Annotated in this window: 19 protein-coding genes; 13 read left to right on the top strand and 6 right to left on the bottom strand. The window is 71.6% G+C overall.

From position 1 onward, the window contains the following. The first annotated feature begins 348 nt into the window (after nt 1-348). From ACZ4Z2_RS19130 to ACZ4Z2_RS19120, 3 genes are read left to right on the top strand one after another with little or no spacing between them, the layout of a single operon-like run. Nucleotides 349-1338, top strand: a complete 990-nt coding sequence (locus ACZ4Z2_RS19130; RefSeq protein ID WP_468077457.1) for a DUF5819 family protein — start codon at nt 349-351, stop codon at nt 1336-1338. Further along, on the top strand, nt 1335-2702 hold the full coding sequence (locus ACZ4Z2_RS19125; RefSeq protein WP_468077455.1) for an HTTM domain-containing protein: 1368 nt from the start codon (nt 1335-1337) through the stop codon (nt 2700-2702). Before ACZ4Z2_RS19130 ends, ACZ4Z2_RS19125 begins: the two co-directional genes overlap by 4 nt. 19 nt (nt 2703-2721) lie before the next feature. Continuing rightward, nucleotides 2722-3561, top strand: a complete 840-nt coding sequence (locus tag ACZ4Z2_RS19120; RefSeq protein ID WP_468077453.1) for a TrmH family RNA methyltransferase — start codon at nt 2722-2724, stop codon at nt 3559-3561. Between the two features lie 159 nt (nt 3562-3720). Here ACZ4Z2_RS19120 and paaN read toward each other — a convergent pair whose 3' ends face one another. Continuing rightward, nucleotides 3721-5412, bottom strand: a complete 1692-nt coding sequence (gene paaN / locus ACZ4Z2_RS19115; RefSeq protein WP_468077451.1) for a phenylacetic acid degradation protein PaaN — start codon at nt 5410-5412, stop codon at nt 3721-3723. 147 nt (nt 5413-5559) lie between these two features. Here paaN and ACZ4Z2_RS19110 point away from each other — a divergent pair, with 147 nt between their 5' ends. After that, entirely contained in the window at nt 5560-7077 is a 1518-nt protein-coding gene (locus tag ACZ4Z2_RS19110) for a 3-hydroxyacyl-CoA dehydrogenase (RefSeq protein WP_468077449.1), read from the top strand. Continuing rightward, nucleotides 7074-7664, top strand: coding sequence for a TetR/AcrR family transcriptional regulator (locus ACZ4Z2_RS19105; protein WP_468077447.1), 591 nt, complete (start codon nt 7074-7076; stop codon nt 7662-7664). Before ACZ4Z2_RS19110 ends, ACZ4Z2_RS19105 begins: the two co-directional genes overlap by 4 nt. 175 nt (nt 7665-7839) lie before the next feature. Here ACZ4Z2_RS19105 and ACZ4Z2_RS19100 read toward each other — a convergent pair whose 3' ends face one another. Next, nucleotides 7840-8325, bottom strand: a complete 486-nt coding sequence (locus ACZ4Z2_RS19100) for an Lrp/AsnC family transcriptional regulator (protein ID WP_055542543.1) — start codon at nt 8323-8325, stop codon at nt 7840-7842. Nucleotides 8326-8514: 189 nt separating this feature from the next. Between ACZ4Z2_RS19100 and pdhA the strand changes: the two genes are divergently transcribed. From pdhA to ACZ4Z2_RS19070, 6 genes are all read left to right on the top strand, one after another. Continuing rightward, nucleotides 8515-9648, top strand: a complete 1134-nt coding sequence (pdhA, locus tag ACZ4Z2_RS19095) for a pyruvate dehydrogenase (acetyl-transferring) E1 component subunit alpha (protein WP_468077445.1) — start codon at nt 8515-8517, stop codon at nt 9646-9648. Further along, nucleotides 9648-10652, top strand: a complete 1005-nt coding sequence (locus ACZ4Z2_RS19090) for an alpha-ketoacid dehydrogenase subunit beta (RefSeq protein WP_468077443.1) — start codon at nt 9648-9650, stop codon at nt 10650-10652. The genes pdhA and ACZ4Z2_RS19090 overlap by 1 nt, the downstream gene beginning before the upstream one ends. After that, the gene (locus ACZ4Z2_RS19085) at nt 10652-12190 is read left to right on the top strand and encodes a dihydrolipoamide acetyltransferase family protein (RefSeq protein WP_468077441.1); all 1539 of its coding nucleotides are present in this window, start codon (nt 10652-10654) and stop codon (nt 12188-12190) included. The genes ACZ4Z2_RS19090 and ACZ4Z2_RS19085 overlap by 1 nt, the downstream gene beginning before the upstream one ends. A 163-nt stretch (nt 12191-12353) precedes the next feature. Continuing rightward, complete coding sequence (locus tag ACZ4Z2_RS19080) at nt 12354-13394, top strand: DUF6457 domain-containing protein (protein ID WP_468077439.1); 1041 nt, start codon at nt 12354-12356, stop codon at nt 13392-13394. Continuing rightward, nucleotides 13391-14752 (top strand): molybdopterin molybdotransferase MoeA, encoded by a 1362-nt coding sequence (locus tag ACZ4Z2_RS19075; protein WP_468077438.1) that lies wholly within the window; start codon nt 13391-13393, stop codon nt 14750-14752. Before ACZ4Z2_RS19080 ends, ACZ4Z2_RS19075 begins: the two co-directional genes overlap by 4 nt. Nucleotides 14753-14864: 112 nt before the next feature. Further along, on the top strand, nt 14865-15956 hold the full coding sequence (locus ACZ4Z2_RS19070) for a potassium channel family protein (RefSeq protein ID WP_468077436.1): 1092 nt from the start codon (nt 14865-14867) through the stop codon (nt 15954-15956). Between the two features lie 60 nt (nt 15957-16016). Here ACZ4Z2_RS19070 and ACZ4Z2_RS19065 read toward each other — a convergent pair whose 3' ends face one another. After that, nucleotides 16017-16865: an ABC transporter permease gene (locus ACZ4Z2_RS19065; protein WP_468077434.1), complete on the bottom strand. Its 849-nt coding sequence runs from the start codon at nt 16863-16865 to the stop codon at nt 16017-16019. After that, entirely contained in the window at nt 16862-17884 is a 1023-nt protein-coding gene (locus ACZ4Z2_RS19060) for an ATP-binding cassette domain-containing protein (protein WP_468077432.1), read from the bottom strand. Before ACZ4Z2_RS19060 ends, ACZ4Z2_RS19065 begins: the two co-directional genes overlap by 4 nt. A gap of 264 nt (nt 17885-18148) precedes the next feature. On the opposite strand from ACZ4Z2_RS19060, the gene ACZ4Z2_RS19055 reads away from it, so the two are divergent. After that, on the top strand, nt 18149-19129 hold the full coding sequence (locus tag ACZ4Z2_RS19055; protein WP_468077430.1) for an NAD(P)H-quinone oxidoreductase: 981 nt from the start codon (nt 18149-18151) through the stop codon (nt 19127-19129). Between the two features lie 242 nt (nt 19130-19371). Here the strand turns inward: ACZ4Z2_RS19055 and ACZ4Z2_RS19050 are convergent, their stop codons facing one another. Continuing rightward, nucleotides 19372-19776, bottom strand: coding sequence for a hypothetical protein (locus ACZ4Z2_RS19050; protein ID WP_468077428.1), 405 nt, complete (start codon nt 19774-19776; stop codon nt 19372-19374). A gap of 202 nt (nt 19777-19978) precedes the next feature. Here ACZ4Z2_RS19050 and ACZ4Z2_RS19045 point away from each other — a divergent pair, with 202 nt between their 5' ends. Further along, the gene (locus ACZ4Z2_RS19045; RefSeq protein WP_468077426.1) at nt 19979-20521 is read left to right on the top strand and encodes a bacterial proteasome activator family protein; all 543 of its coding nucleotides are present in this window, start codon (nt 19979-19981) and stop codon (nt 20519-20521) included. Between the two features lie 118 nt (nt 20522-20639). On the opposite strand, the gene ACZ4Z2_RS19040 is transcribed toward ACZ4Z2_RS19045, so the two are convergent. Continuing rightward, entirely contained in the window at nt 20640-22280 is a 1641-nt protein-coding gene (locus tag ACZ4Z2_RS19040) for a protein kinase domain-containing protein (protein ID WP_468077424.1), read from the bottom strand. Nucleotides 22281-22500: the final 220 nt, after the last annotated feature.

Raw genomic sequence — 22500 nt, 5'->3', positions numbered from 1 at the left:
ACCGCATCAGCGTCCTGTTCGCCATGCTCCGCGACGGAACCTTCTACGAGCCGAGGAGCCCTCGACTCGCTTGACGAAGGACATAGAGGCACCCCACCCCCCGCCCCCATGCCCCCACCCGCGCCCCGCACCACCCCCGTGAGCGGCCGCCCCGATCGGTTGGCCGCTCACCTCAATGGTGGAGCACTGCGCCGTAAGGTGTCACAGGCTGTGGATAACCTCGTGGGTGCCGTGTGATCGGTGTGACGATGTGACTGCTGTGGCCACCGGGACTGTGCCGGATGAGCGCGGCTGAGTAAGTTCCGGTGGGGAAACGGACCGGGAGTGGGAATCGGGGAGCGGGGCGGAATGGACGCGAACGACGAGGTCTCGAACGCCCGGCACGGGCCGGACGAGCCCGAGGGCTCCGCCTCCATAGGCCCGAGCGACGAGGCCGCCAGGGGCAGTGACAGGGCCGACGCCGGCGCGTCTACGACGCGCCCCGATTCCGTAACGGCGGCCGGCCTCGACCCCGGCCTCGACCCCGGCTCGGACCCCGCCCCGGCCACCGGCTCCGACCCCGAGCCGGTGCCGGCTCGAACTCCGGCCTGGGCGGCGAAGGCGCATCCCTCCGCGCCCCCCACGCCGTCCCCTTCCCCCGGCGCCCTCGCTACGCCGCCGTCGTCGTCCCCCTCGGCGTCCGGCATAGCCGCGCTCTCGCTGCCGTACCAGATCGTCGTGGCGCTCGTCCTGGCCGTGGTCGCCGTGGTGGCCTGTGTGCATGTCGGGATGGTGTTCCTGCACGTGGCGCCCTCGAACACCATGACGAAGCAGCATGGTCAGGCGGTCGACGACTGGGTGTACCCGGAGTTCGAGCAGAACTGGAAGCTGTTCGCGCCGAACCCGTTGCAGCAGAACATCGCCGTGCAGGTCCGGGCAGAGATCCGCAAGCCGGGCGGCGGTTCACGCGAGACCGGCTGGTACGACCTCTCCGCGCTGGACGGCGCCGCCATCGACGGCAACCTGGTGCCCAGCCACACCCAGCAGAACGAACTGCGCCGGGCCTGGGACTTCTACGTCTCCACGCACGACACCGACAACCGCGCGACGAGTTCACGCGGCGAGCTGTCCGAGCGCTATCTGCGACGCATCGTGGTGATGCGCCTCGACCGCGAGTTCGACGGCGAGCGGGCCGGGGGCTCCGCTGGTGTCGTCGAGCGGATACAGGTGCGGTCCCGTACCACCAACGTCCCGGCGCCCGAGTGGAGCGAGGAACAGGTGTCCGACAAGCCCGCCATCCGCGAGCTGTCCTGGTGGTCGGTGACCGACCGCGACCGCACGGAGGCGAGCGCCGAATGAGCCCCATGCATCCGCCCGGCCCGCCCGGCTCCACGGGCTCCACCCGCTTGATCGGAGCCGATGGCGGCCCCAGCGGCGGTCCCCTGGGGCGTCTCTCCGCCGTCATCGGCTCCGGGATCGCCCGGGTCACCGACAATGCGCTGGGGCCGTACCAGAGTGCGATCGTCCGTATCGGCTTCGCCGGGACCTGGCTGCTGTTCCTGCTGCGTGAGTTCCCGCACCGGCGTGAGCTGTACGGGCCGGACGGGCCGTGGAGCTGGGACCTGGCGGAGCAACTGATCGCGAGCAACGGCGCGTTCACGACCCTGATGTGGTCGGACGGCATGGTGTGGTTCGAGATCGTCTACGCCCTCGCCATGCTGTCGAGCCTGATGCTGCTGCTCGGCTGGCGCACCCGTGCCGCGAGCGTGCTGTTCATGGTGGGTGTGCTGTCGCTGCAGAACCGCAGTGTGTTCATGGGTGACGGCGGCGACAACGTCATCCACCTCATGGCGATCTACCTGGTCTTCCTCCGCTGCGGTCAGGTCTGGTCCCTGGACGCCCGGCTCGAACGGCGCGCGCGCGAGCGCTTGGAGCGGGAGGGCTTGGAGCGGGAGGGCTTGGAGTGGAAGGGCGCGGCGCCGACGGACCGGGTGGGCCCTCTCTTGTGGTGTGTACTCGGCTTCGTGCTGCTCGTGGCGACGTTCGGCGGTCTGGTCCCCGGCGGCTTCTGGGGCGGTTGGCTGACCGTCTTCTGGGGGCTGTGGGCGGTGCACGGCGTGTGGTGGGCCGTACAGCGGATCGAGTCGGACATCAGGCCCCGCGTGCTGCTCGACATCGTCGGCAACCTCGCGCACAACGCCGCCCTGTTCGTGATCATGGCCGAGGCGTGTCTGATCTACGCGACGGCCGGCTGGTACAAGATCCAGGGCTCGCGCTGGCAGGACGGGACGGCCGTCTACTACCCGCTGCACCTGGACTACTTCTCGCCGTGGCCCGCGCTCTCCGACCTGATGACGTCGAGCGGCACCATGGTGATGCTGGTGACGTACGGGACGGTCATCGCCCAGGTCGCCTTCCCGTTCACGCTCTTCAACCGGCGTGTCAAGAACGTCCTGCTCGCGGTCATGATGACCGAGCACGCCGCGATCGCCGTCGTCCTCGGGCTGCCGATCTTCTCGCTCGCGATGATCGCCGCCGACGCCGTGTTCCTGCCGACGTCGTTCCTGAAGCGGTCGGGCGGCTGGGCGGCACGCGCGCGTGACGGTGTGGTGCGCCGGGTGCCGCTCGGGCGCGGTCGCCGCCGGCCCGGTCAGCCCGAGCAGGGGTCGCCGCCTCCGGAGAAGGAGACGGCCGAGCAGCCGCACGTAGGCTTCACCGCATGAACGATCCGGTGAGCGCGGTATGAGCGCGCCCCAGGCGCGACCGGCGCACGGGGACGGTGATCCGGTGCGGACCTGGCGTCGTCTCGCCGACCACTCCGTCCAGGCCGACCGCTCCGTCCAGGCCGACCCATCCGTCCAGGCCGACCCGTCCGTCCACACCCCTGTCCTGCTGGACGGTTTCCACGCCCTCAAGCACGCCCTCCGTTTCGGCGCCGAGGTCCCGGTGGCGGTCACCACCGACCGTGCGGCCGCGCTGGCCCTCGCCGACGACCTGGCACCGGACGTGCGGGAGCCGCTGGCCGCGCTGCTCGCCGAGGTGCCGGAGGAGACGTACCGCACGCTCGTGCCGCGGCCCCACCCCACAGGCGTGGCCGCGTTGGCGGTGCGCCCCGCGCGCGTGGCGCATCTGGCGGCGCTCGCGCACACTCCGCGCACCGCGCCGGTCGTCGTGCTCGACAACCCGCGCAACCTGGGCAACGCGGGGGCCGTGATCCGGCTGGCCGCCGGTTTCGGCGCGACCGGGGTGGTCACCACCGGCACCCTCGACCCCTGGCACCCGACGGTCGTTCGCGGCGGGGCGGGTCTGCACTTCGCGACCGCCGTGGAGCGCCTGGAGGTGGCCGACCTGCCGTCGGGCCCGCTCTTCGCCCTCGATCGCGAGGGGGACGACATCCGGGCCCTGAAGCTGCCGGACGACGCGCTGCTCGCCTTCGGCTCCGAGCGCAGCGGGCTCTCCGCCGAGCTGCGGGAGCGCGCCGACCATCTGGTGTCGCTGCCTATGCGCCCCCAGGTGTCCAGCTACAACCTGGCGACGAGCGTGGCGATGACGCTCTACCACTGGAGCATGGGCGCGGTCTGAGCATGGGTGCCCTCTGAGCATGGGTGCCCTCCGACCACGACCACGGGTGCCCCCTGCGCGCGCGTCGCCCGTCTGCACACGCGTGGCCGTCTGGAAGCACATGGCCCGGCGCCTCCCCCGAGGGGGCGCCGGGCCACGGTCGAATCGGACCGGTGTGCGTTACGCCTCGCGTCGGATCTCGACCATCCGGAAGCGGTTGGCCACGAAGGCCGCGTCGCACAGCGCCGCGTTGGCCGCCGGGTTGCCCCCGGAGCCGTGGAAGTCGGAGAACGCGGCGGTCTGGTTCACATAGACCCCGCCCGTGAGGTTCAGCGAGAGCTGGGCGCACTCGTCCAGGCAGACCTCCTCGACGGCATCCGCGACCTCGTCGGAGGTGGTGTACGCGCCGACGGTCATCGCGCCCTTGTCGGCGATGGTCCGCCGCAGCAGTTCGACGCCGTCCGCCGCCGAGTCGACGGCCACGGCGAAGGACACCGGGCCGAAGCACTCGCTCATGTACGCGGCCTCGTCGTCCGGCTTGGCGCCGTCGAGTTTCACGATCACCGGCGTACGCACGACGGCGTCCGGGAACTCCGGGTTGGCGATCTCGCGGGAGGCCAGGGCGACCTCGCCGAGACCGGCGGCGGCCTCCAGGCGGGCCTTGACGTCGGGGTTGACGATCGCGCCGAGCAGGGCGTTCGCGCGGGCGTCGTCGCCCAGCAGACCGCCGACCGACCTGGCGAGGTCGGCGACGACCTCGTCGTAGGACTTGGCGCCCTCGTCGGTGGTGATGCCGTCGCGCGGGATCAGCAGGTTCTGCGGGGTGGTGCACATCTGGCCGCTGTACAGGGACAGGGAGAAGGCCAGGTTGGAGAGCATGCCCTTGTAGTCGTCGGTCGACTCCACGAGGACCGTGTTGACGCCGGCCTTCTCCGTGTAGACCTGTGCCTGGCGGGCGTTGGCCTCCAGCCAGTCGCCGAACGACGTCGAACCCGTGTAGTCGATGATCCGGATCTCGGGGCGCGTGGCGAGGGTCTTGGCGATGCCCTCGCCGGGGCGCTCGGCGGCCAGCGCGACCAGGTTCGGGTCGAAGCCCGCCTCGGCGAGCACCCCGCGGGCCACCTGCACGGTGAGCGCGAGCGGCAGGATCGCGCGCGGGTGGGGCTTCACGAGGACCGCGTTGCCGGTGGCGAGGGAGGCGAACAGGCCCGGGTAGCCGTTCCACGTCGGGAAGGTGTTGCAGCCGATGACGAGCGCGATACCGCGCGGGACCGCCCTGAACCGCTTGTCCAGTTTGAGCGGGTCGCGCTTGCCCTGGGGCTTGGTCCACTCCGCCTCGTCCGGGGTGCGGGTCTGCTCGGCGTACGCGTAGGCGACCGCCTCCAGACCCCGGTCCTGCGCGTGCGGGCCGCCGGCCTGGAACGCCATCATGAACGCCTGGCCGCTGGTGTGCATCACGGCGTGGGCGAACTCATGGGTGCGGTCGCTGATCCGCTTGAGGATCTCCAGGCACACCACCGCGCGCACCTGGGCGCCCGCGTCGCGCCACGCGCGCTGCCCGGCCTTCATGGCGGGCAGCAGCGTGTCGACGTCCGCGTGCGGGTAGGTGACGCCCAGGTCGATGCCGTACGGGGAGGTCTCGCCGCCCACCCAGTCGTCGGTGCCGGGCTGGCCGAGGTCGAGGCGGGTGCCGAGCAGCGCGTCGAAGGCGGCCTTGCCCTCGGCCATGCCCAGGCTGCCGTTCTCGCCGTACGCCTTGGGGTGCTCGGGGTGGGGTGACCAGTACGCGCGGGTGCGGATCGCCTCCAGGGCCTCGTCGAGGGTGGGCCGGTGCTGGGCGATCAGGTCGTGCGCGGACAGTTCGGCGGCCATGCGTGACCAACTCCTCACGTCAGGGACTCTGCGTCGAGACCTGACCTGGGCAGCGACAGGAGGACAGAGTTAGAGTAACCGAACGATCGGTCGGGACAAGGGGGTCCGCCGCATCTGTGGACAACCCCGTGCGGGAGGATCGCGCACATGACAGGACTCGACCTCAGCAGCCCCGTGGCCGTCGTGGGCACCGGCACCATGGGCCAGGGCATCGCCCAGGTCGCACTGGTGGCCGGCCATCCCGTACGTCTGTACGACGCCATGCCGGGCCGCGCCCAGGAGGCGGCCGAGGCGATCGGCGCCCGGCTCGACCGGCTCGTGGCGAAGGACCGCCTGACCGCCGCCGACCGGGACGCCGCGCGTGCCCGGCTGCACGCCGCCCGGGACCTGGCCGATCTCGCGGACTGCGCCCTCGTCGTCGAGGCCGTCGTGGAGCGCCTCGATGCGAAGCAAGAGCTGTTCCGGGCGCTGGAGGACGTCGTCGACGACGACTGCCTGCTTGCCACCAACACCTCCTCCCTGTCGGTCACGGCCATCGGCGGCGCCCTGCGCAACCCGGGACGCTTCGTCGGGCTGCACTTCTTCAACCCGGCGCCGCTGCTGCCGCTGGTCGAGGTCGTGTCGGGGTTCGCCACCGACGTCACGTCCGCCACGCGCGCGTACGAGACCGCCCGCGCCTGGGGCAAGACGCCGGTCGCCTGCGCCGACACACCCGGCTTCATCGTCAACCGCATCGCACGGCCGTTCTACGCCGAGGCGTTCGCGGTGTACGAGGCGCAGGCCGCCGACCCCGCCACCATCGACGCGGTGCTGCGCGAGTGCGGCGGCTTCCGGATGGGCGCCTTCGAACTGACCGACCTCATCGGGCAGGACGTCAACGAGTCCGTCACCCACTCCGTGTGGCAGGCGTTCTTCCAGGACGTGCGGTTCACACCCTCGCTGGCCCAGCGGCGGCTCGTCGAGTCCGGTCGGCTCGGCCGCAAGACGGGCCAGGGCTGGTACGACTACGCGGACGGCGCCGAGCGGCCCGAGCCGCACACCGCCGAACACGCCCCGGCGCCCGCGTACGTCGTCGCCGAGGGCGACCTGGGGCCCGCCTCCGAACTGCTCGCGCTGATCCGGGAGGCCGGCATCGGCGTGCGTGAGGAGGACGAGGACCACGGCACCCGTCTGGTGCTGCCGAGCGGCGGCCAGCTGGCCCTCGCGGACGGGCAGACGTCGGTGGAGTTCCGCGACGTCGTCTACTTCGACCTGGCGCTCGACTACCGGCGGGCCACCCGGATCGCCCTGTCGGCGTCCCAGGACACCTCGTCGCAGACGCTCACCGAGGCCATCGGGCTGTTCCAGGCGCTCGGCAAGGACGTCAGCGTCATCGGGGACGCCCCCGGCATGATCGTGGCCCGCACGGTGGCCCGGATCGTCGACCTCGCGCACGACGCCGTGGCCAAGGGCGTGGCGACGGAGGAGGACATCGACACGGCGATGCGGCTCGGCGTCAACTACCCCCTCGGCCCCTTCGAGTGGGGCCGCAAGCTGGGCCGCAACTGGGCGTACGCCCTCCTCGACGACCTGCATCTGCGCGACCCCTCCGGGCGCTACGCGCCCTCCCTCGCGCTGTACCGCCACGCCTACGCCTCCGACAAGCGGGAGGGCACCTCCTCATGACCACCGCCAAGCGCGACACGTACACCCCGGAGACGCTGCTCTCCGTCGCCGTGCAGGTCTTCAACGAGCGTGGCTACGACGGCACGTCCATGGAGCATCTCTCGCGGGCGGCCGGGATCTCCAAGTCGTCGATATACCACCACGTCAGCGGCAAGGAGGAACTGCTGCGGCGGGCCGTGAGCCGGGCGCTGGACGAGCTCTTCGGGATCCTCGACGAGGAGCCCGCGCGCGTGGGGCGGGCCGTGGAGCGGCTGGAGCACGTCGTCCGGCGCATGGTCGAGGTCCTCATCGCCGAGCTGCCCTATGTGACGCTGCTGCTGCGGGTGCGGGGCAACACCGACACCGAGCGCTGGGCGCTGGAGCGGCGCCGCGACTTCGACCACCGGGTCGCCGAGCTGCTGAAGGCCGCGGCCGCCGACGGGGACGTGCGCGGGGACGTGGAGATGCGGCTCGCGACCCGGCTGGTGTTCGGGATGATCAACTCGATCGTGGAGTGGTACCGGCCGGACGGGCGCGGGATGGGCGAGCGCGAGGTGGCCGAAGCGGTGGCGCATCTGGTCTTCTCGGGGCTGCGCGCGCAGCACTGACCTCATTCGACCGGATTTCACCCTCGCGTTTCGGTTGCGTGTCCGAATTATGGGGGCGTGTGCCCGGGGGCTGGTCAGTGGTCGCCCGTCAGGGGTCAGCGGTCCCCCGTCGCGGGTCACTGGTCGCCCGTCGCTGGACACCCGCCCTGGGTGACGTCGCCCGTCCCGGGTCACGTCACCCCTCCGGTTCCACGTGCTCCTCCTCGAAGACCAGCAGCGTGCGGGTGCTCAGGACCTCCGGGATGCCCTGGATCTTGGTCAGGACGACCTCGCGCAGGGCTCTGTTGTCCGCCGTGTGGACCAGGAGCAGGACGTCGAAGTCTCCGCCCACCAGGGCGATGTGGGCGGCACCGGGCAGTTGGCGGAGCTGTTCGCGGACGGTGCGCCAGGAGTTCTGCACGATCTTCAGCGTGATGTAGGCGGACGTGCCCTTTCCGGCGCGTTCGTGGTTCACGCGCGCCCCGAAACCGCGGATCACGCCGTCCTCGATGAGGCGGTTGATGCGGGCGTAGGCGTTGGCCCGGGAGACGTGCACCCGCTCGGCGACGGACCGTATCGACGCGCGGCCGTCGGCCTGGAGCATGCGCAGGATGTCCTGATCTATGGCGTCCAGCGGTCTGGGGGGCGGCAGGGCCGGGCCGTGCTCGGGCGGCTCGGCCATTTGTTCAGGTGCCATGTGCCCCCGCCTCTCTGGCATGGACGTGTTGCGTTCATTTGAGGCTGTGCAGAACCGTTTGTCCACAGCCTTGGGGTGCCTGTAGCCAAAATGCGTCATCGACCGAACAATCGGTAGGTGAGACGCGTCACAACCGTGCCGCGTCCCAGAGCCACTCCCACGAGGAGGTGCCGTATGACGGTCATGGAGCAGCGGGGTGCGTACCATCCGACACCGCCCCCCGCCTGGCAGCCCCGCACCGACCCCGCGCCCCTGCTGCCCGACGAGCGTCCGTACCGCGTGCTCGGTACCGACTCGGCGGCCGACGCCGACCCCGCGCTGCTGCGCCGCCTCTACGCGGAGCTGGTGCGGGGCCGGCGGTACAACACGCAGGCCACGGCCCTGACCAAGCAGGGCAGGCTCGCGGTGTACCCGTCCAGCACCGGCCAGGAGGCATGCGAGGTCGCCGCCGCGCTCGTCCTCGAGGAGCGGGACTGGCTCTTCCCGAGCTACCGCGACACGCTCGCCGCCGTCGCCCGCGGCCTCGACCCCGTGCAGGCGCTCACGCTGCTGCGCGGTGACTGGCACACCGGCTACGACCCGCACGAGCACCGCGTCGCGCCCCTGTGCACCCCCCTCGCCACCCAACTCCCGCACGCCGTGGGCCTCGCGCACGCCGCCCGCCTCAAGGGCGACGACGTGGTCGCGCTCGCCCTGGTCGGCGACGGCGGCACCAGCGAGGGCGACTTCCACGAGGCGCTCAACTTCGCCGCCGTCTGGCAGGCCCCGGTCGTCTTCCTCGTCCAGAACAACGGCTTCGCGATCTCCGTGCCGCTGGAGAAGCAGACCGCCGCCCCCTCCCTCGCCCACAAGGCCGTCGGCTACGGCATGCCGGGCCGCCTGGTCGACGGCAACGACGCGGCCGCCGTGCACCAGGTGCTCGCCGAGGCCGTGGCCCACGCCCGCGCGGGCGGCGGCCCCACCCTGGTCGAGGCGGTGACGTACCGCATCGACGCCCACACCAACGCCGACGACGCCACCCGCTACCGCGGCGACGCCGAGGTGGAGACCTGGCGCGCGCACGACCCGATCACGCTCCTGGAGCGCGAGCTGACCGAGCGCGACCTCATCGACGAGGCCGGCATCCAGGCCGCGCGCGACGCCGCCGAGACGATGGCCGCCGATCTGCGCGAGCGCATGAACCAGGACCCCGTGCTCGACCCCATGGACCTCTTCGCCCATGTGTACGCCGAGCCCACCCCGCAACTGCGCGAGCAGGAGGCCCTGCTGCGGGCCGAGCTGGCGGCGGAAGAAGAAGGGGCGCACTGATGACCACCGTCGCTCTCAAGCCCGCCACCATGGCGCAGGCGCTCACCCGGGCCCTCCGGGACGCCATGACCGCCGACCCGACGGTGCACGTCATGGGCGAGGACGTCGGCACCCTAGGCGGGGTCTTCCGGGTCACCGACGGACTCGCGAAGGAGTTCGGCGAGGACCGGGTCACCGACACCCCGCTCGCCGAGGCGGGCATCCTCGGCACGGCCGTCGGCATGGCGATGTACGGGCTCCGGCCGGTCGTCGAGATGCAGTTCGACGCGTTCGCCTACCCGGCGTTCGAGCAGCTCATCAGCCATGTCGCCCGTATGCGCAACCGCACCCGCGGCGCCATGCCGCTGCCGATCACCATCCGGGTCCCCTACGGTGGCGGCATCGGCGGAGTCGAGCACCACAGCGACTCCTCCGAGGCGTACTACATCGCGACTCCGGGTCTCCATGTCGTCACCCCCGCGACCGTCGCCGACGCCTACGGGCTGCTGCGCGCCGCCATCGCCTCCGACGACCCCGTGGTCTTCCTGGAGCCCAAGCGTCTGTACTGGTCCAAGGACTCCTGGAACCCCGAGGAACCGCAGTCCGTCGAGCCGATCGGCCGCGCGGCCGTGCGCCGCGCGGGCCGCAGCGCCACGCTCATCACCTACGGCCCGTCGGTGCCCGTCTGCATGGAGGCCGCCGAGGCGGCCACGGCGGAGGGCTGGGACCTCGAAGTCGTCGACCTGCGCTCGCTGGTGCCCTTCGACGACGAGACGGTCGCCGCGTCCGTACGGCGCACCGGGCGGGCCGTCGTCGTCCATGAGTCCGGCGGCTTCGGCGGTCCGGGCGGCGAGATCGCGGCCCGGGTCACCGAACGCTGCTTCCACCACCTGGAGGCGCCCGTGCTGCGCGTCGCCGGGTTCGACATCCCGTACCCGCCGCCGATGCTGGAGCGGCACCACCTGCCCGGCGTCGACCGGATCCTCGACGCGGTCGGGCGCCTGCAGTGGGAGGCGGAGAACTGATGGCCCAGGTCCTGGAGTTCAAGCTGCCCGACCTCGGTGAGGGGCTCACCGAGGCCGAGATCGTCCGCTGGCTGGTCCAGGTCGGCGACGTCGTCGCCATCGACCAGCCCGTCGTCGAGGTCGAGACGGCCAAGGCGATGGTCGAGGTGCCCTGCCCCTACGGCGGCGTCGTCACCGCCCGCTTCGGCGAGGAGGGCACGGAACTGCCCGTGGGAGCGCCCCTGTTGACGGTCGCGGCGGGGGCGCCGGTCGCCGGCGGTGCCGCCGGGTCGTCGGACGCCGCGGAGGGTACGGGCGCCGCTCAGGCATCCGGCTCCGCACAGGGGTCGGGCGCCGCGGGGAAGGCCGAGGGCTCCGGGAACGTACTGGTGGGGTACGGCACTTCAGAGGCGCCGAAGCGACGCAGGAGGGTGCGGCCTACGGCTCCGACGTCTCCGGCTGTTTCAACTCCTTCCGCAACTCCGGCGGGGACCGCCGGCGGGGCGGTGAACGGTGGGGTGACCGCTGTGGTCGCCGAGAGGGCGCTCGCCGACGCCACCGCGCTCGCCGGTGGGCCGGGGTCGGTGGTCGGTGATCCGGTGCGCGGCGACGGTCCTGTGCCCGTGATCTCTCCCCTTGTCCGCCGTCTCGCCCGGGAGAACGGGCTGGACCTGCGGAAGCTGCGTGGCTCGGGCCCGGACGGGTTGATCCTCCGGGCCGATGTGGAGCAGGCCCTGCGGGCCGGTATCGCCAGTGCCGCCGGTACCGCTGGTGTCGGGGCAGCGCCGACCGCACCCACGGCCGCCGTTCAGCCGACCGCGGTGTCCGCCGGGGCGTCCGGCGCGGTGCCCGCGCGTGCGGAGACCGCCTCCGGCACCCGTGTCCCGCTGCGGGGTGTGCGCGGTGCCGTCGCCGACAAGCTCTCCCGGAGCCGACGCGAGATCCCGGACGCCACCTGCTGGGTGGACGCCGACGCGACGGAGCTGATGAACGCCCGCGCGGCCATGAACGCGGCCGGCGGCCCGAAGATCTCCCTTCTCGCGCTGCTCGCCCGGATCTGCACCGCCGCGCTGGCCCGTTTCCCGGAGCTCAACTCGACGGTCGACATGGAGGCCCGCGAGATCGTGCGCCTCGATCAGGTGCACCTCGGGTTCGCCGCGCAGACCGAGCGAGGGCTGGTCGTGCCCGTCGTACGGGACGCCCACGCGCGGGACGCGGAGTCGCTCAGCGCGGAGTTCGCCCGCCTCACCGAGGCCGCGCGGACGGGGACGCTCACGCCGGCCCAGCTCACCGGCGGCACCTTCACGCTGAACAACTACGGCGTGTTCGGCGTCGACGGGTCCACGCCGATCATCAACCACCCCGAGGCGGCCATGCTCGGCGTCGGCCGGATCATCCCGAAGCCGTGGGTGCACCAGGGCGAGCTGGCGGTACGACAGGTGGTGCAGCTCTCGCTCACCTTCGACCACCGGGTGTGCGACGGCGGGACAGCGGGCGGCTTCCTGCGTTACGTCGCGGACTGCGTCGAACAGCCGGCGGTGCTGCTGCGCACGCTCTGACCCCGTACGTCGCCCGGTGCATGGCCGCCGACTCCGCCTCAGGGGTCGGCGGCCTTCGACCGTCCTCGCCGCCCGGCTCTCCTGGCGCCCGCTTTCGCGAGCGGCCGGGATCACGTGACGTCCCCGCGTTCCCTGTGATCGCCCGGACACGCATACTCGGTGGATGAGCGCGTACGAGCCGCCGGGCGGCCCCGGTACCGAGGCGTACGACGCCGTCGTGCTCGCCGGGGGTGCCGCCCGGAGGCTGGGCGGCGCCGACAAGCCCGGGGTGCGCGTCGGCGGACGCGCCCTGCTCGACCGGGTGCTGGCCGCCTGCGCCGGGGCCCGGACGACCGTCGTCGTCGCCGACCCCCGCCCCACCGCCCGGCCCGTGCTGTGGACCCGCGAGGAACCCCCCGGTGGCGGCCCCCTCGCCGCCCTGGACGCCGGTCTCCGCCACACCACGGCCCCGTACGTCGTCGTCCTCTCCGCCGACCTGCCCTTCCTCGCCGAGGAGACGGTACGGCGGCTGATCGACACCCTCCGGGCCGACGCCCTCCCGGTCGACATCCCTCGGGCCGGTGCCCTGGCGCCAGAGGGCTCCCCCGCGGTCCCGCCCGCCGGAGCCCCCGACGGCCCCCCGCCCGCCCCCGCCGACGGCGTCCTCGTCACCGACCCCGGGGGTCGCGATCAGCCCCTGGTGGCCGCGTACCGGGCCGACGCACTGCGCCGGGAGCTGACGCGGCTCGGCGTCGAGCACGGGGGGACGGCCGGGCTGCCCCTGCGGCGGCTGGTCGGGGCGCTCCACCTCACCCGTATCACCGACCCCCTCGCGTCGTTCGACTGCGACACCTGGGACGACATCGCCGCCGCCCGCGCACGGATCAGGGAGCATGGCCACGTGTTGGATGAATGGATTTCCGCAGTCAAGGACGAGCTGGGCATCGACCTCGATGTCGACACCCGAGAGCTGCTAGACCTCGCCCGTGACGCCGCCCACAACGTGGCCAGGCCGGCGGCCCCGCTGACCACCTTCCTCGTCGGCTACGCGGCAGCGAAGGCCGGGGGAGGCCCGGAAGCGGTCGCCGAGGCCGCCCGCAAGGCCACGGCCCTGGCACTGGGCTGGGCCGACGAAGCCACCGCCGGCGCCTCGGACGCCAGGTCCGACTCCGCCGAAGCCCGGTCCACGTCCGGTGCCCCCGACTCCGCCCCGGACGCCGGATGACCGCCCAGGACGCCGAGGAACTCGACGTGGACGTGGAGGAGGCGCTGGCCGTGGCCAATGACAGGCCCGTCCGGGGGCCGCGCTCAGCCCGCCCCGCCTCCGGCACCCCCGCCGAGGGTCATCCTGACGCGCAGCGGGCCGGGAAGGACGATCACCACCGGGCCACCGCCTGGCCCGAGGCCCGCTCTGTCGCCCAGCGCGCCGCCCGCTCCTCCGGACGACGGCCCCCGCTCTCCGTCACCGTCGAGGACGCCCTCGGGCTGGTACTCGCCGCCCCGCTCACCGCGCTCACCGACCTTCCCTCCTTCGACACCTCGGCGATGGACGGCTGGGCGGTGGCGGGCCCTGGCCCGTGGACCGTCCGGGAGAACGGTGTGCTGGCCGGGCACGGTGAGCCCGAGCGGCTCACCGACGGCGAGGCCGTCCGGATCGCCACCGGCGCACGCGTCCCGCTCGACACCACCGCCGTCCTGCGCAGCGAACACGGCCGCACCGACGAAAAGGGCCGACTGCACGCCACCAGGGACCTGGCACACGGTCAGGACATCCGTCCCCGGGGCCAGGAGTGCCGCAACGGCGACCAACTGCTGCCGCTCGGCACACTGCTCACCCCCGCCGCACTGGGCCTCGCCGCGGCCGCCGGGTACGACACCCTGACCGTGCTGCCCCGCCCCCGCGTCGAACTGCTCGTCCTGGGCGATGAACTGCTCACCGAGGGGCTTCCGCGCGAGGGCCTGATCCGCGACGCCCTCGGCCCGATGCTGCCCTCCTGGCTACGGGCGCTCGGCGCCGAGGTCATTGCCGTACGCCGACTCGGCGATGCGGCCGACGCCCTGTACGAGGCCGTGCGGTCCTCCTCCGCCGACTTGATCGTCACCACGGGCGGGACGGCCTCCGGACCCGTCGACCATGTGCACCCCACCCTGCGCCGCATCGGTGCCGAACTCCTTGTCGACGGCGTCAAGGTGCGCCCGGGCCATCCCATGCTGCTGGCCCGCACCAAGGAGAACCAGCATCTTGTGGGCCTGCCGGGCAACCCCCTGGCCGCCGTCTCCGGGCTGTTCACCCTCGCCGAGCCCTTCCTGCGGACCCTGGCCGGACGGGCCGCGCCCGAGCCGTACGGGATGCCGCTGCGGGAGGCGGTGCACGGACACCCGTACGACACCCGGCTCATCCCCGTCGCCCTGCGCGGTGACGACGCCGTACCGCTGCACTACAACGGTCCCGCTATGCTCCGCGGCATCGCCACCGCTGATGCCCTCGCCGTCGTTCCACCCGGCGGTGCCCGTCCCGGTCAGGAGCTGGAACTGCTCGACCTGCCCTGGGCGACCGCGGGAATCCAGGTGTGTTTCACGTGAAACATCGCTGCGCCCAACTTGCCTTGCGCGTCAGGGGGTTTCACGTGAAACAACGGGCACACGAACGCGTAGTACAGCCAGGGGATGTACGGGGAAACGGGGAGTGTTTCACGTGAAACTGCCGGGTTATGACGTGATTGCCCGCACGGCGGACGAGCGTCATGTGACGCATCCGGTGAAGCTGCCGAAGAGGGAGGTCGAGCGCCCCAGCCACCAGGTCGGCAAGCGGCTGGCGATGGCGTTGCTCGTCCTGGTCGCGACGGCGTTCCTCGTCTACGCCGACCACGACGGCTACAACGACAACTCTGATGGCAGCGTTGACCTGCTGGACGCGTTCTACTACGCCACCGTCACCCTCTCGACGACCGGATACGGCGACATCACCCCGGTCAGTGACGCCGCCCGGCTCACCAACATCTTTGTGATCACACCCCTGCGCGTGCTGTTCCTGATCATCCTGGTCGGCACCACGTTGGAGGTCCTCACGGAGCGCACGCGCGAGGAATGGCGACTGAACCGCTGGAGGGCGGCCTTGAGGGAGCACACCGTTGTCGTCGGCTTCGGGACCAAGGGGCGGTCGGCGATCCAGACCGTCTGCGCGACGGGACTGAAGAAGGAGCAGGTCATCGTCGTCGACCCCAGCTCCAAGGTGATCGAGGCGGCGACGGCCGACGGTTACGCGGGCATCGTGGGGGACGCGACCCGCAGCGATGTGCTGTTGCGGGCCGAGGCGCAGAAGGCGCGGCAGATCATCATCTCCACCGCTCGGGACGACACCGCCGTCCTCGTCACGCTGACCGCGCGCCAGATGAACCGCGGGGCGAAGATCGTGGCCGCCGTTCGGGAAGAGGAGAACGCACCGCTGCTGAAGCAGTCCGGGGCCGATGTCGTCATCACCAGTGCCAGCGCGGCCGGACGGCTCCTCGGTCTCTCGGTGCTCAGCCCCGCCGCCGGCATGGTCATGGAGGACCTCATCCAGCAGGGCAGCGGGCTCGACATCGTCGAGCGGCCCGTCATAAAGGCCGAGGTGGGGCGCAAGGTACGGGAGACGGAGGACCTGGTCGTCAGCGTGCTGCGGGGCCACCGGGTGCTCGGCTACGACGACCCGTCCATCGGCGAACTCCAGGTGACCGACCGGCTCATCACCATCGTCCGCGCCACCCCGGGCACGAAGATCACTCCCGAGACCAAGCACTTCCCGTAGCCGCCTCATGAGGGCGCCCCCGGAGACGTACTCTCCGGGGGCGCCCTCACGTCGTTACGGCTACTTGCGGTTGTACAGCCGCATCGTGATCGGTCCGAAGACGAGCACGAACAGGGCGGACCAGCCGAGCGACCAGGCGATCTCGGCCGTGGGCCACTCGCCCGCCATCAGCTCGCGCACCGCCGACGCCAGATGGGTGATCGGGCTGTTGTTGACGAACGCCTGGAGCCATCCCGGCATGGTGCCGGGGTCGACGAAGACGTTGGACAGGAAGGTCAGCGGGAAGATCACCATCATGCTGACGCCCATCACCGACTTCTCGGTGCGCAGCATCAGCCCGAACATCGTCCAGATCCACGAGAACGAGAACGAGAAGACGATGAGCAGCGCGACGCCCGCGACCACGCCCACGACGCCGCCGTCCGGGCGGTAGCCGAGGATCAGACCGACGGTGAGCATCACCACGGACGCGATGGCGTACCGCAGGGCGTCGCCAAGGAGGTAGCCGACCATCGTCGACGGCCGCCAGATGGGCAGTGATCGGAACCGGTCGAAGACACCCTTCTCGATGTCCGTGTTGACCGAGACGCCGGTGTACATCGTGATCATCACGACCGACATCACCAGGATGCCCGGCAGCAGGAACTGGATGTACTCCTTCGGGGAGCCGGCCAGGGCACCGCCGAAGAGGTAGGTGTACATCAGCACCATCATGATCGGGAAGGCGGTGACGTCGAAGAGCTGTTCCGGGACGTGTTTGATCTTGAGGACCGCCCGCCACCCGAAGGTCAGGGACGCCGACAGGGCGCTGGGCCGCGGCGGCCGCTCCTTGGCGATGAGCAGCGCGGCGAGCGACTCGGCGCTGACGGGGGCGAGTTCCTTGCTGTCGGTGCTGGTCGCGGTGCTCATGCCGCCGCCTCGTCCTTCTTCTCGTCGTTCCGGAAGTCGTGGGCCTTCGTGTCGTGTCCCGTGAGGGCGAGGAACACCTCGTCCAGGCTGGGCTGCCCCAGCGAGAAGTTGTCGACGACGACACCGACACGGGCCAACTCGGCCAGGGCGCGGGCCGCGGCCTCGGCTGCCCCCTGGCCGTTGGCGGATCCGCCGCCCACGCGCGCCGTCAGCGCCACCGGGTCCGGCTCCCGCTGCACTTCGGCGTCGAGCGCGACCCGCAGGATCTCCTCGGCCTGCGGACGCTGGACCGCGTCACGCAGCCGCAGATGGACGGAACCGGCTCCCACGGACGCCTTCAGCTCGCCCTTCGTGCCCTCCGCGATCACCTTGCCGCGGTCGATGACGGCGATCCGGGACGCCAGCTGGTCCGCCTCGTCCAGATACTGCGTGGTCAGCAGCACCGTCGTGCCCTGGGCGACCACCGCGCGGACGATGTCCCACACCTGGTTGCGGCTGCGCGGGTCGAGGCCGGTCGTCGGCTCGTCGAGGAACAGCAGGTCCGGGGTGTTGAGGATGGACGCGGCGATGTCGATCCGGCGCCGCATACCGCCCGAGTAGTGCTTGACCTGCTTTCCGGCGGCCTCACTCAGTCCGAAGGCCTCCAGCAACTGCTCCGAGCGAAGGCGCGCCGCCCGCTTGTCGTGACCGAGGAGCCGCCCCAGCAGCACCAGGTTCTCGGTGCCGGTCAGGTCCTCGTCCACGGACGCGTACTGCCCCGTCAGGCTCACCCTGCCGCGTACCTCGTCGGCTTCGCGGACGACGTCATGACCGAAGACATGGGCCTCACCGCCGTCGGGCCGCAGCAGCGTGGCGAGCATCTTCACGGTGGTGGTCTTGCCGGCGCCGTTCGGGCCGAGGACGCCGTAGACCGTGCCGGCCGGCACGGCCAGGTCGACGCCGTCGACGGCCCGGGTCTCACCGAACGTCTTCACCAGACCCGCGGTCTCGATCGCGAGGCCGGATGTCTGTGCGCTCATGTCTGAGGTCCTTCCGCGTACAGGGCCCGTGTCCGGGGCTACGCAAGGGGAGACCGCCGGTTCCAGCAGAACTCATCGGCCGTGCGGGCGTGATTTCTCCACGGTCCTCCCGACGGAGAGAGAACGCACCCCTATTTCCGCCGCCGCGGTGCCGCCTCCGCGGGTCGAGGAGGTGCCGGGCGCGGTCGAGGGCGTGACCGGTGTGGTCGCGTACCGACCCCGGCACTCTGGGAGAGGCGGAGGGGCGAGGAGTAGCGTCCCCTCATGCATGCGATCACGATTCCCGAACCCGGTGGACCCGAGGCCCTGGTGTGGGACGAGGTCCCCGACCCGGAGCCCGGCGAGGGCGAAGTGCTCATCGAGGTGGCGGCGAGCGCGGTGAACCGCGCCGATCTGCTCCAGCGGCAGGGCTTCTACGACCCGCCACCGGGCGCCTCCCCCTACCCCGGCCTGGAGTGCTCCGGGCGGGTCGCGGCGATCGGGCCCGGTGTGTCCGGCTGGAGCGTAGGCGACGAGGTGTGCGCGCTGCTCTCGGGCGGCGGCTACGCGGAGAAGGTCGTCGCCCCGGCCGGCCAGCTGCTCCCCGTCCCCTCCGGCCTCGACCTCCGCCGGGCGGCAGCGCTGCCCGAGGTGGTCTGCACGGTCTGGTCGAACGTCTTCATGATCGCCCACCTTCGTCCGGGCGAGACCCTGCTCGTCCACGGCGGCTCCAGCGGCATCGGAACGATGGCCATCCAGCTGGCGAAGGCGGTCGGCGCGAAGGTGGCCGTCACCGCGGGCACCGAGGAGAAGCTCCGGCAGTGCGCCGACCTCGGCGCGGACATCCTGGTCAACTACCGCGAGCAGGACTTCGTCGAGGAGGTCCGCAAGGCCACCGACGGCAAGGGGGCGGACGTCATCCTCGACAACATGGGGGCGAAGTACCTCGACCGCAATGTCCGGGTCCTCGCCGTCAACGGCCGTCTCGCCATCATCGGCATGCAGGGCGGCATCAAGGGCGAGCTGAACATCGGGGCGCTCCTCGCCAAGCGGGCCGCCATCAGCGCGACCTCGCTGCGCGCCCGGCCCCTGGAGGAGAAGCGGGCCATCGTCGCCGCCGTACGTGAGCACGTGTGGCCGCTGGTCGCCGATGGTCTGGTACGCCCGGTCGTCGACCAGGAGATCCCGATGAACGACGCGGCCACGGCCCACCGGGTCCTGGAGGAGAGCGGCCACGTGGGCAAGGTGTTGCTGGTGGTGCCGTAACAGGGATGAGGCGGGTGCGGCCGGCCGTCGGTCACCATCGGCCGGCCGCACCCACCGACCACCTGCCGTCGTCGCCTGCCGTCGTCGCCTGCCGCTCGCCGTTCGCCGCCGGCTGCCTGCCCTCCGCCGCTCTGGCCCGGGCCGCCGGGATGACCCGTACGAGTGACCGTACAAGCCACTCGAACGCCGTACGAGGAGCCGTACGAGGAGCCGTACGAGGAGCCGTGCGTGGTCGCCGTCCCTCAGCCTCTCCGGATCCGCAGGCCCACGAAGGCCAGGCCCAGGCCCACGCCCATCAGCATGAGGCCGCCGCCCAGGGCCAGGGCCTCCAGTACGGGGCCCTCGGTGGCCCCGGCGCCCGGCCGGCCGGCGGGGGAGGCGGCGGGCAGCGCTGCGTGATCCGAGGGATCGGGAGTGACCAGGTCCTCCAGGGCCTCCGGATCCGCGGGCGGCTCCCCGGGATCCTCGTACAGGTCCTCCAGGTCCGTGAGTCCCGCGTCCTGGCGTCCCGGGCGCTCCCTTCCCTCGCCCGCGCGGCTGCCGGCCCGGGAGGAGGCGGGGTCGGGCTCGACAGCCGCGTGGACGGACGGCACCGTGCCTGCCACCGGGACCATGAGGAGTCCCGCGACGAGGACCAGTCCCGTCACGCGCGACGAACAGAGCCGGAATCGAGGAACCACGGCCTCAGCGTCACACGCGGCCGGCACCTCGGCATCCGGAAGGATCCGGGGGCCCCAGACGGCCGGCGAATTCCGCCTCCGACCACCCCGACCTCGTATGTGAACGGTGGATCACCCTCCGTGGGGGGCACCACGGTGATGAGGTGCAGGCGTGCGAGAGAATGGCGGCATGGAGATGCCGAGGAACGAACGGTCGCCCGAACAGCCCCAGATCCTGGTCGTGGGCCAGGACGGATTGGCGGTGGGCGGCGGAGGAGACGAGGACTCCCGCGAGGTTCCGGTGACGGAGATGGTGGAACAGCCCGCGAAGGTCATGCGCATCGGCAGCATGATCAAGCAGCTGCTCGAGGAGGTGCGGGTGGCACCCCTCGACGAGGCGAGCCGGGCCCGGCTGAAGGAGATCCACGCCAGCTCCGTCAAGGAACTGGAGGACGGGCTGGCCCCCGAGCTGGTCGAGGAACTCGAACGGCTCTCCCTGCCCTTCACCGACGAGGCGATCCCCAGCGACGCGGAGCTGCGGATCGCGCAGGCCCAGCTGGTCGGCTGGCTCGAGGGCCTCTTCCACGGGATCCAGACGACGCTGTTCGCCCAGCAGATGGCCGCCCGGGCCCAGCTGGAGCAGATGCGCCGCGCCCTGCCCCCCGGCGTGGGCGGCCACGAGGGTGACGACGACCCTCGCACCGTGGGCCGCTCCGGCGGCCCGTACCTCTAGCCGTACAAGGCCCCAAGGCCCCCCGGGGCCCCAAGGCCCGCGGCCACCCCCACCGTCCGCACGGGAAGGGCCCGGCACTCGGAGTGCCGGGCCCTTCCCCCATCGCTGGCGGCCGGTGTCAGGCCGGGTTGCCCGTGGAGACCTTGAGGACGATCGTCGGCATCTGCTTGGGGTCGACGTCCTCGTTCGCCGAGGGGTACTGCTCCATGACCGTGCCCTCGCCGTACGCGTTCTCGTCGACGTTCTTGGTGTCGTACTCCCAGCCCGCGGCCTGGAGGCACTTCTTCACCGAGTCGATGTTCTTGAAGGTGAAGTCCGGGAGCTCGACCTTCTCCGGGTCGTTGTAGGACTCGACCGGCTCCGTGCACTCGGTGGTGTCGATGACCTTCGACGTGTCGGGGCCCTTGTGTCCCTCCACCACGGTCGGCGAGGAGGACGCCTTCGCTCCGGGGCCGCCGCCCTCGTCATCCCCGCCGTTCAGCGCGAGCGCCGTGATCAGACCGCTGATCGCAACGAGCGAGACGACGATCGCGCCGACGATGACACCCTTGTTGCTCTTGCCGCCCCCGGAGTTCCCGGCGGAGAGGGAGGAGTGCTGCGGCGTGAGGTTGTACGGCGGCGGGGTGGCCGTGCCCTGCTGAGGCGCGTACGCGGCGGTCTGCGGGGGCGTCTGGTACCCGCCCTGCTGCGGATAGCCGTACGACGGGGCCGGCGCGGGCGTCGGGTGGCCGAACCCGCCCGTGGACGGCGGCTGGTACGGCGTCTGGACACTGCCTGACTGCGGCATGCCCGTGTGGTCGATCGGCGGGAAGACCGCCGAGGACACCCCCGAGCCGTTCGACGTCTGGGCGCCCGGCACGATGCTCGGCGCGACGGGCTGGAGGGAGGCGGCGACCCGAAGGCACTCGTCCCGCATGGCCTCGGCGCTCGGGAACCGCTCGTTCGGGTTCTTCTTCAGCGCGCGGGCGATGAGGGCGTCCATGGCCGGCGGAAGGGAACGGTTGATCGAGGAGGGAGCGACCGGCTCCTCCTGGACATGGGCGTAGGCGATGGCCAGCGGCGAGTCCGCCTCGAACGGCAGCCGCCCGGTCGTCAGCTGGAACAGCATGATGCCGACCGAGTACAGGTCGGAGCGGGCGTCGACACCGCGGCCGAGGGCCTGCTCGGGCGAGAGGTACTGCGGGGTGCCGACGACCATGCCGGTCTGCGTCATCGAGGTGACGCCGGACTGCATGGCGCGGGCGATGCCGAAGTCCATGACCTTGACGACATTGCGCTTGGTCATCATCACGTTGCCCGGCTTGATGTCCCGGTGGACCAGGCCCATCTCGTGGCTGATCTCCAGCGCCGCCAGCACATCCGCGGTGATCTTCAGGGCCTTGTCGGCGGGCATCGCGCCCTGCTGCTGGATGTCCGCGTCGAGGACCGAGCCCAGCGGCCTGCCCTCGATGTACTCCATGACGATGTACGGCGTCGTCATGCCGTCGAGCTCGTCCTCGCCGGTGTCGAAGACCGAGACGATGTTCGTGTGGGTGAGCTTCGCCACGGCCTGCGCCTCGCGGCGGAAGCGCTCACGGAAGGCCTGCTCGCGGCCGAGGTCGGTGTGAAGTGTCTTGATCGCGACCTGTCGGTCGAGCACCGAGTCGTACGCGAGGTGGACGGAGGCCATGCCGCCCTCGCCGAGCAGGTCACGCAGCTGATAGCGGCCGCCGGCGAGCGAACGCCCCGCGTACCGGCCTTGTGCGGCGTCCTGGCTCATCTTCCTGCGTCCCCCATCGGCGCGCGCGAAGCCCCTCGACGGGGCGTCCGCGATCGGTGATCCTGGTGATCCTTTGTGCTATTCCCGGCCAAGTCTGCCCCAGGGCACTGACACGTCAAGCGCGGTGCCCGTTCCGTGACCGTACGCGAAAGAAGCGTCGCGGAAGCGTTACAGGGGGCGTACGCCCGGTACACAGAACTTGCACGAGTGCGCGCGGGGC

The sequence above is a fragment of the Streptomyces sp. NPDC030183 genome (genome assembly GCF_055573455.1).
This window is presented reverse-complemented; position numbering and strand designations above follow the sequence as displayed.

Excerpts from the sequence above, each read along its gene's own strand:
- ACZ4Z2_RS19130 (WP_468077457.1), top strand. The coding sequence starts at position 349 with ATGGACGCGAACGACGAGGTCTCGAACGCCCGGCACGGGCCGGACGAG.
- ACZ4Z2_RS19055 (WP_468077430.1), top strand. The coding sequence starts at position 18,149 with ATGCATGCGATCACGATTCCCGAACCCGGTGGACCCGAGGCCCTGGTG.
- ACZ4Z2_RS19120 (WP_468077453.1), top strand. The coding sequence starts at position 2,722 with ATGAGCGCGCCCCAGGCGCGACCGGCGCACGGGGACGGTGATCCGGTG.
- ACZ4Z2_RS19105 (WP_468077447.1), top strand. The coding sequence starts at position 7,074 with ATGACCACCGCCAAGCGCGACACGTACACCCCGGAGACGCTGCTCTCC.
- ACZ4Z2_RS19080 (WP_468077439.1), top strand. The coding sequence starts at position 12,354 with ATGAGCGCGTACGAGCCGCCGGGCGGCCCCGGTACCGAGGCGTACGAC.
- pdhA (WP_468077445.1), top strand. The coding sequence starts at position 8,515 with ATGACGGTCATGGAGCAGCGGGGTGCGTACCATCCGACACCGCCCCCC.
- ACZ4Z2_RS19125 (WP_468077455.1), top strand. The coding sequence starts at position 1,335 with ATGAGCCCCATGCATCCGCCCGGCCCGCCCGGCTCCACGGGCTCCACC.
- ACZ4Z2_RS19045 (WP_468077426.1), top strand. The coding sequence starts at position 19,979 with ATGGAGATGCCGAGGAACGAACGGTCGCCCGAACAGCCCCAGATCCTG.
- ACZ4Z2_RS19100 (WP_055542543.1), bottom strand. The coding sequence starts at position 8,325 with ATGGCCGAGCCGCCCGAGCACGGCCCGGCCCTGCCGCCCCCCAGACCG.
- ACZ4Z2_RS19060 (WP_468077432.1), bottom strand. The coding sequence starts at position 17,884 with ATGAGCGCACAGACATCCGGCCTCGCGATCGAGACCGCGGGTCTGGTG.
- paaN (WP_468077451.1), bottom strand. The coding sequence starts at position 5,412 with ATGGCCGCCGAACTGTCCGCGCACGACCTGATCGCCCAGCACCGGCCC.
- ACZ4Z2_RS19085 (WP_468077441.1), top strand. The coding sequence starts at position 10,652 with ATGGCCCAGGTCCTGGAGTTCAAGCTGCCCGACCTCGGTGAGGGGCTC.
- ACZ4Z2_RS19110 (WP_468077449.1), top strand. The coding sequence starts at position 5,560 with ATGACAGGACTCGACCTCAGCAGCCCCGTGGCCGTCGTGGGCACCGGC.
- ACZ4Z2_RS19040 (WP_468077424.1), bottom strand. The coding sequence starts at position 22,280 with ATGAGCCAGGACGCCGCACAAGGCCGGTACGCGGGGCGTTCGCTCGCC.
- ACZ4Z2_RS19065 (WP_468077434.1), bottom strand. The coding sequence starts at position 16,865 with ATGAGCACCGCGACCAGCACCGACAGCAAGGAACTCGCCCCCGTCAGC.
- ACZ4Z2_RS19090 (WP_468077443.1), top strand. The coding sequence starts at position 9,648 with ATGACCACCGTCGCTCTCAAGCCCGCCACCATGGCGCAGGCGCTCACC.
- ACZ4Z2_RS19075 (WP_468077438.1), top strand. The coding sequence starts at position 13,391 with ATGACCGCCCAGGACGCCGAGGAACTCGACGTGGACGTGGAGGAGGCG.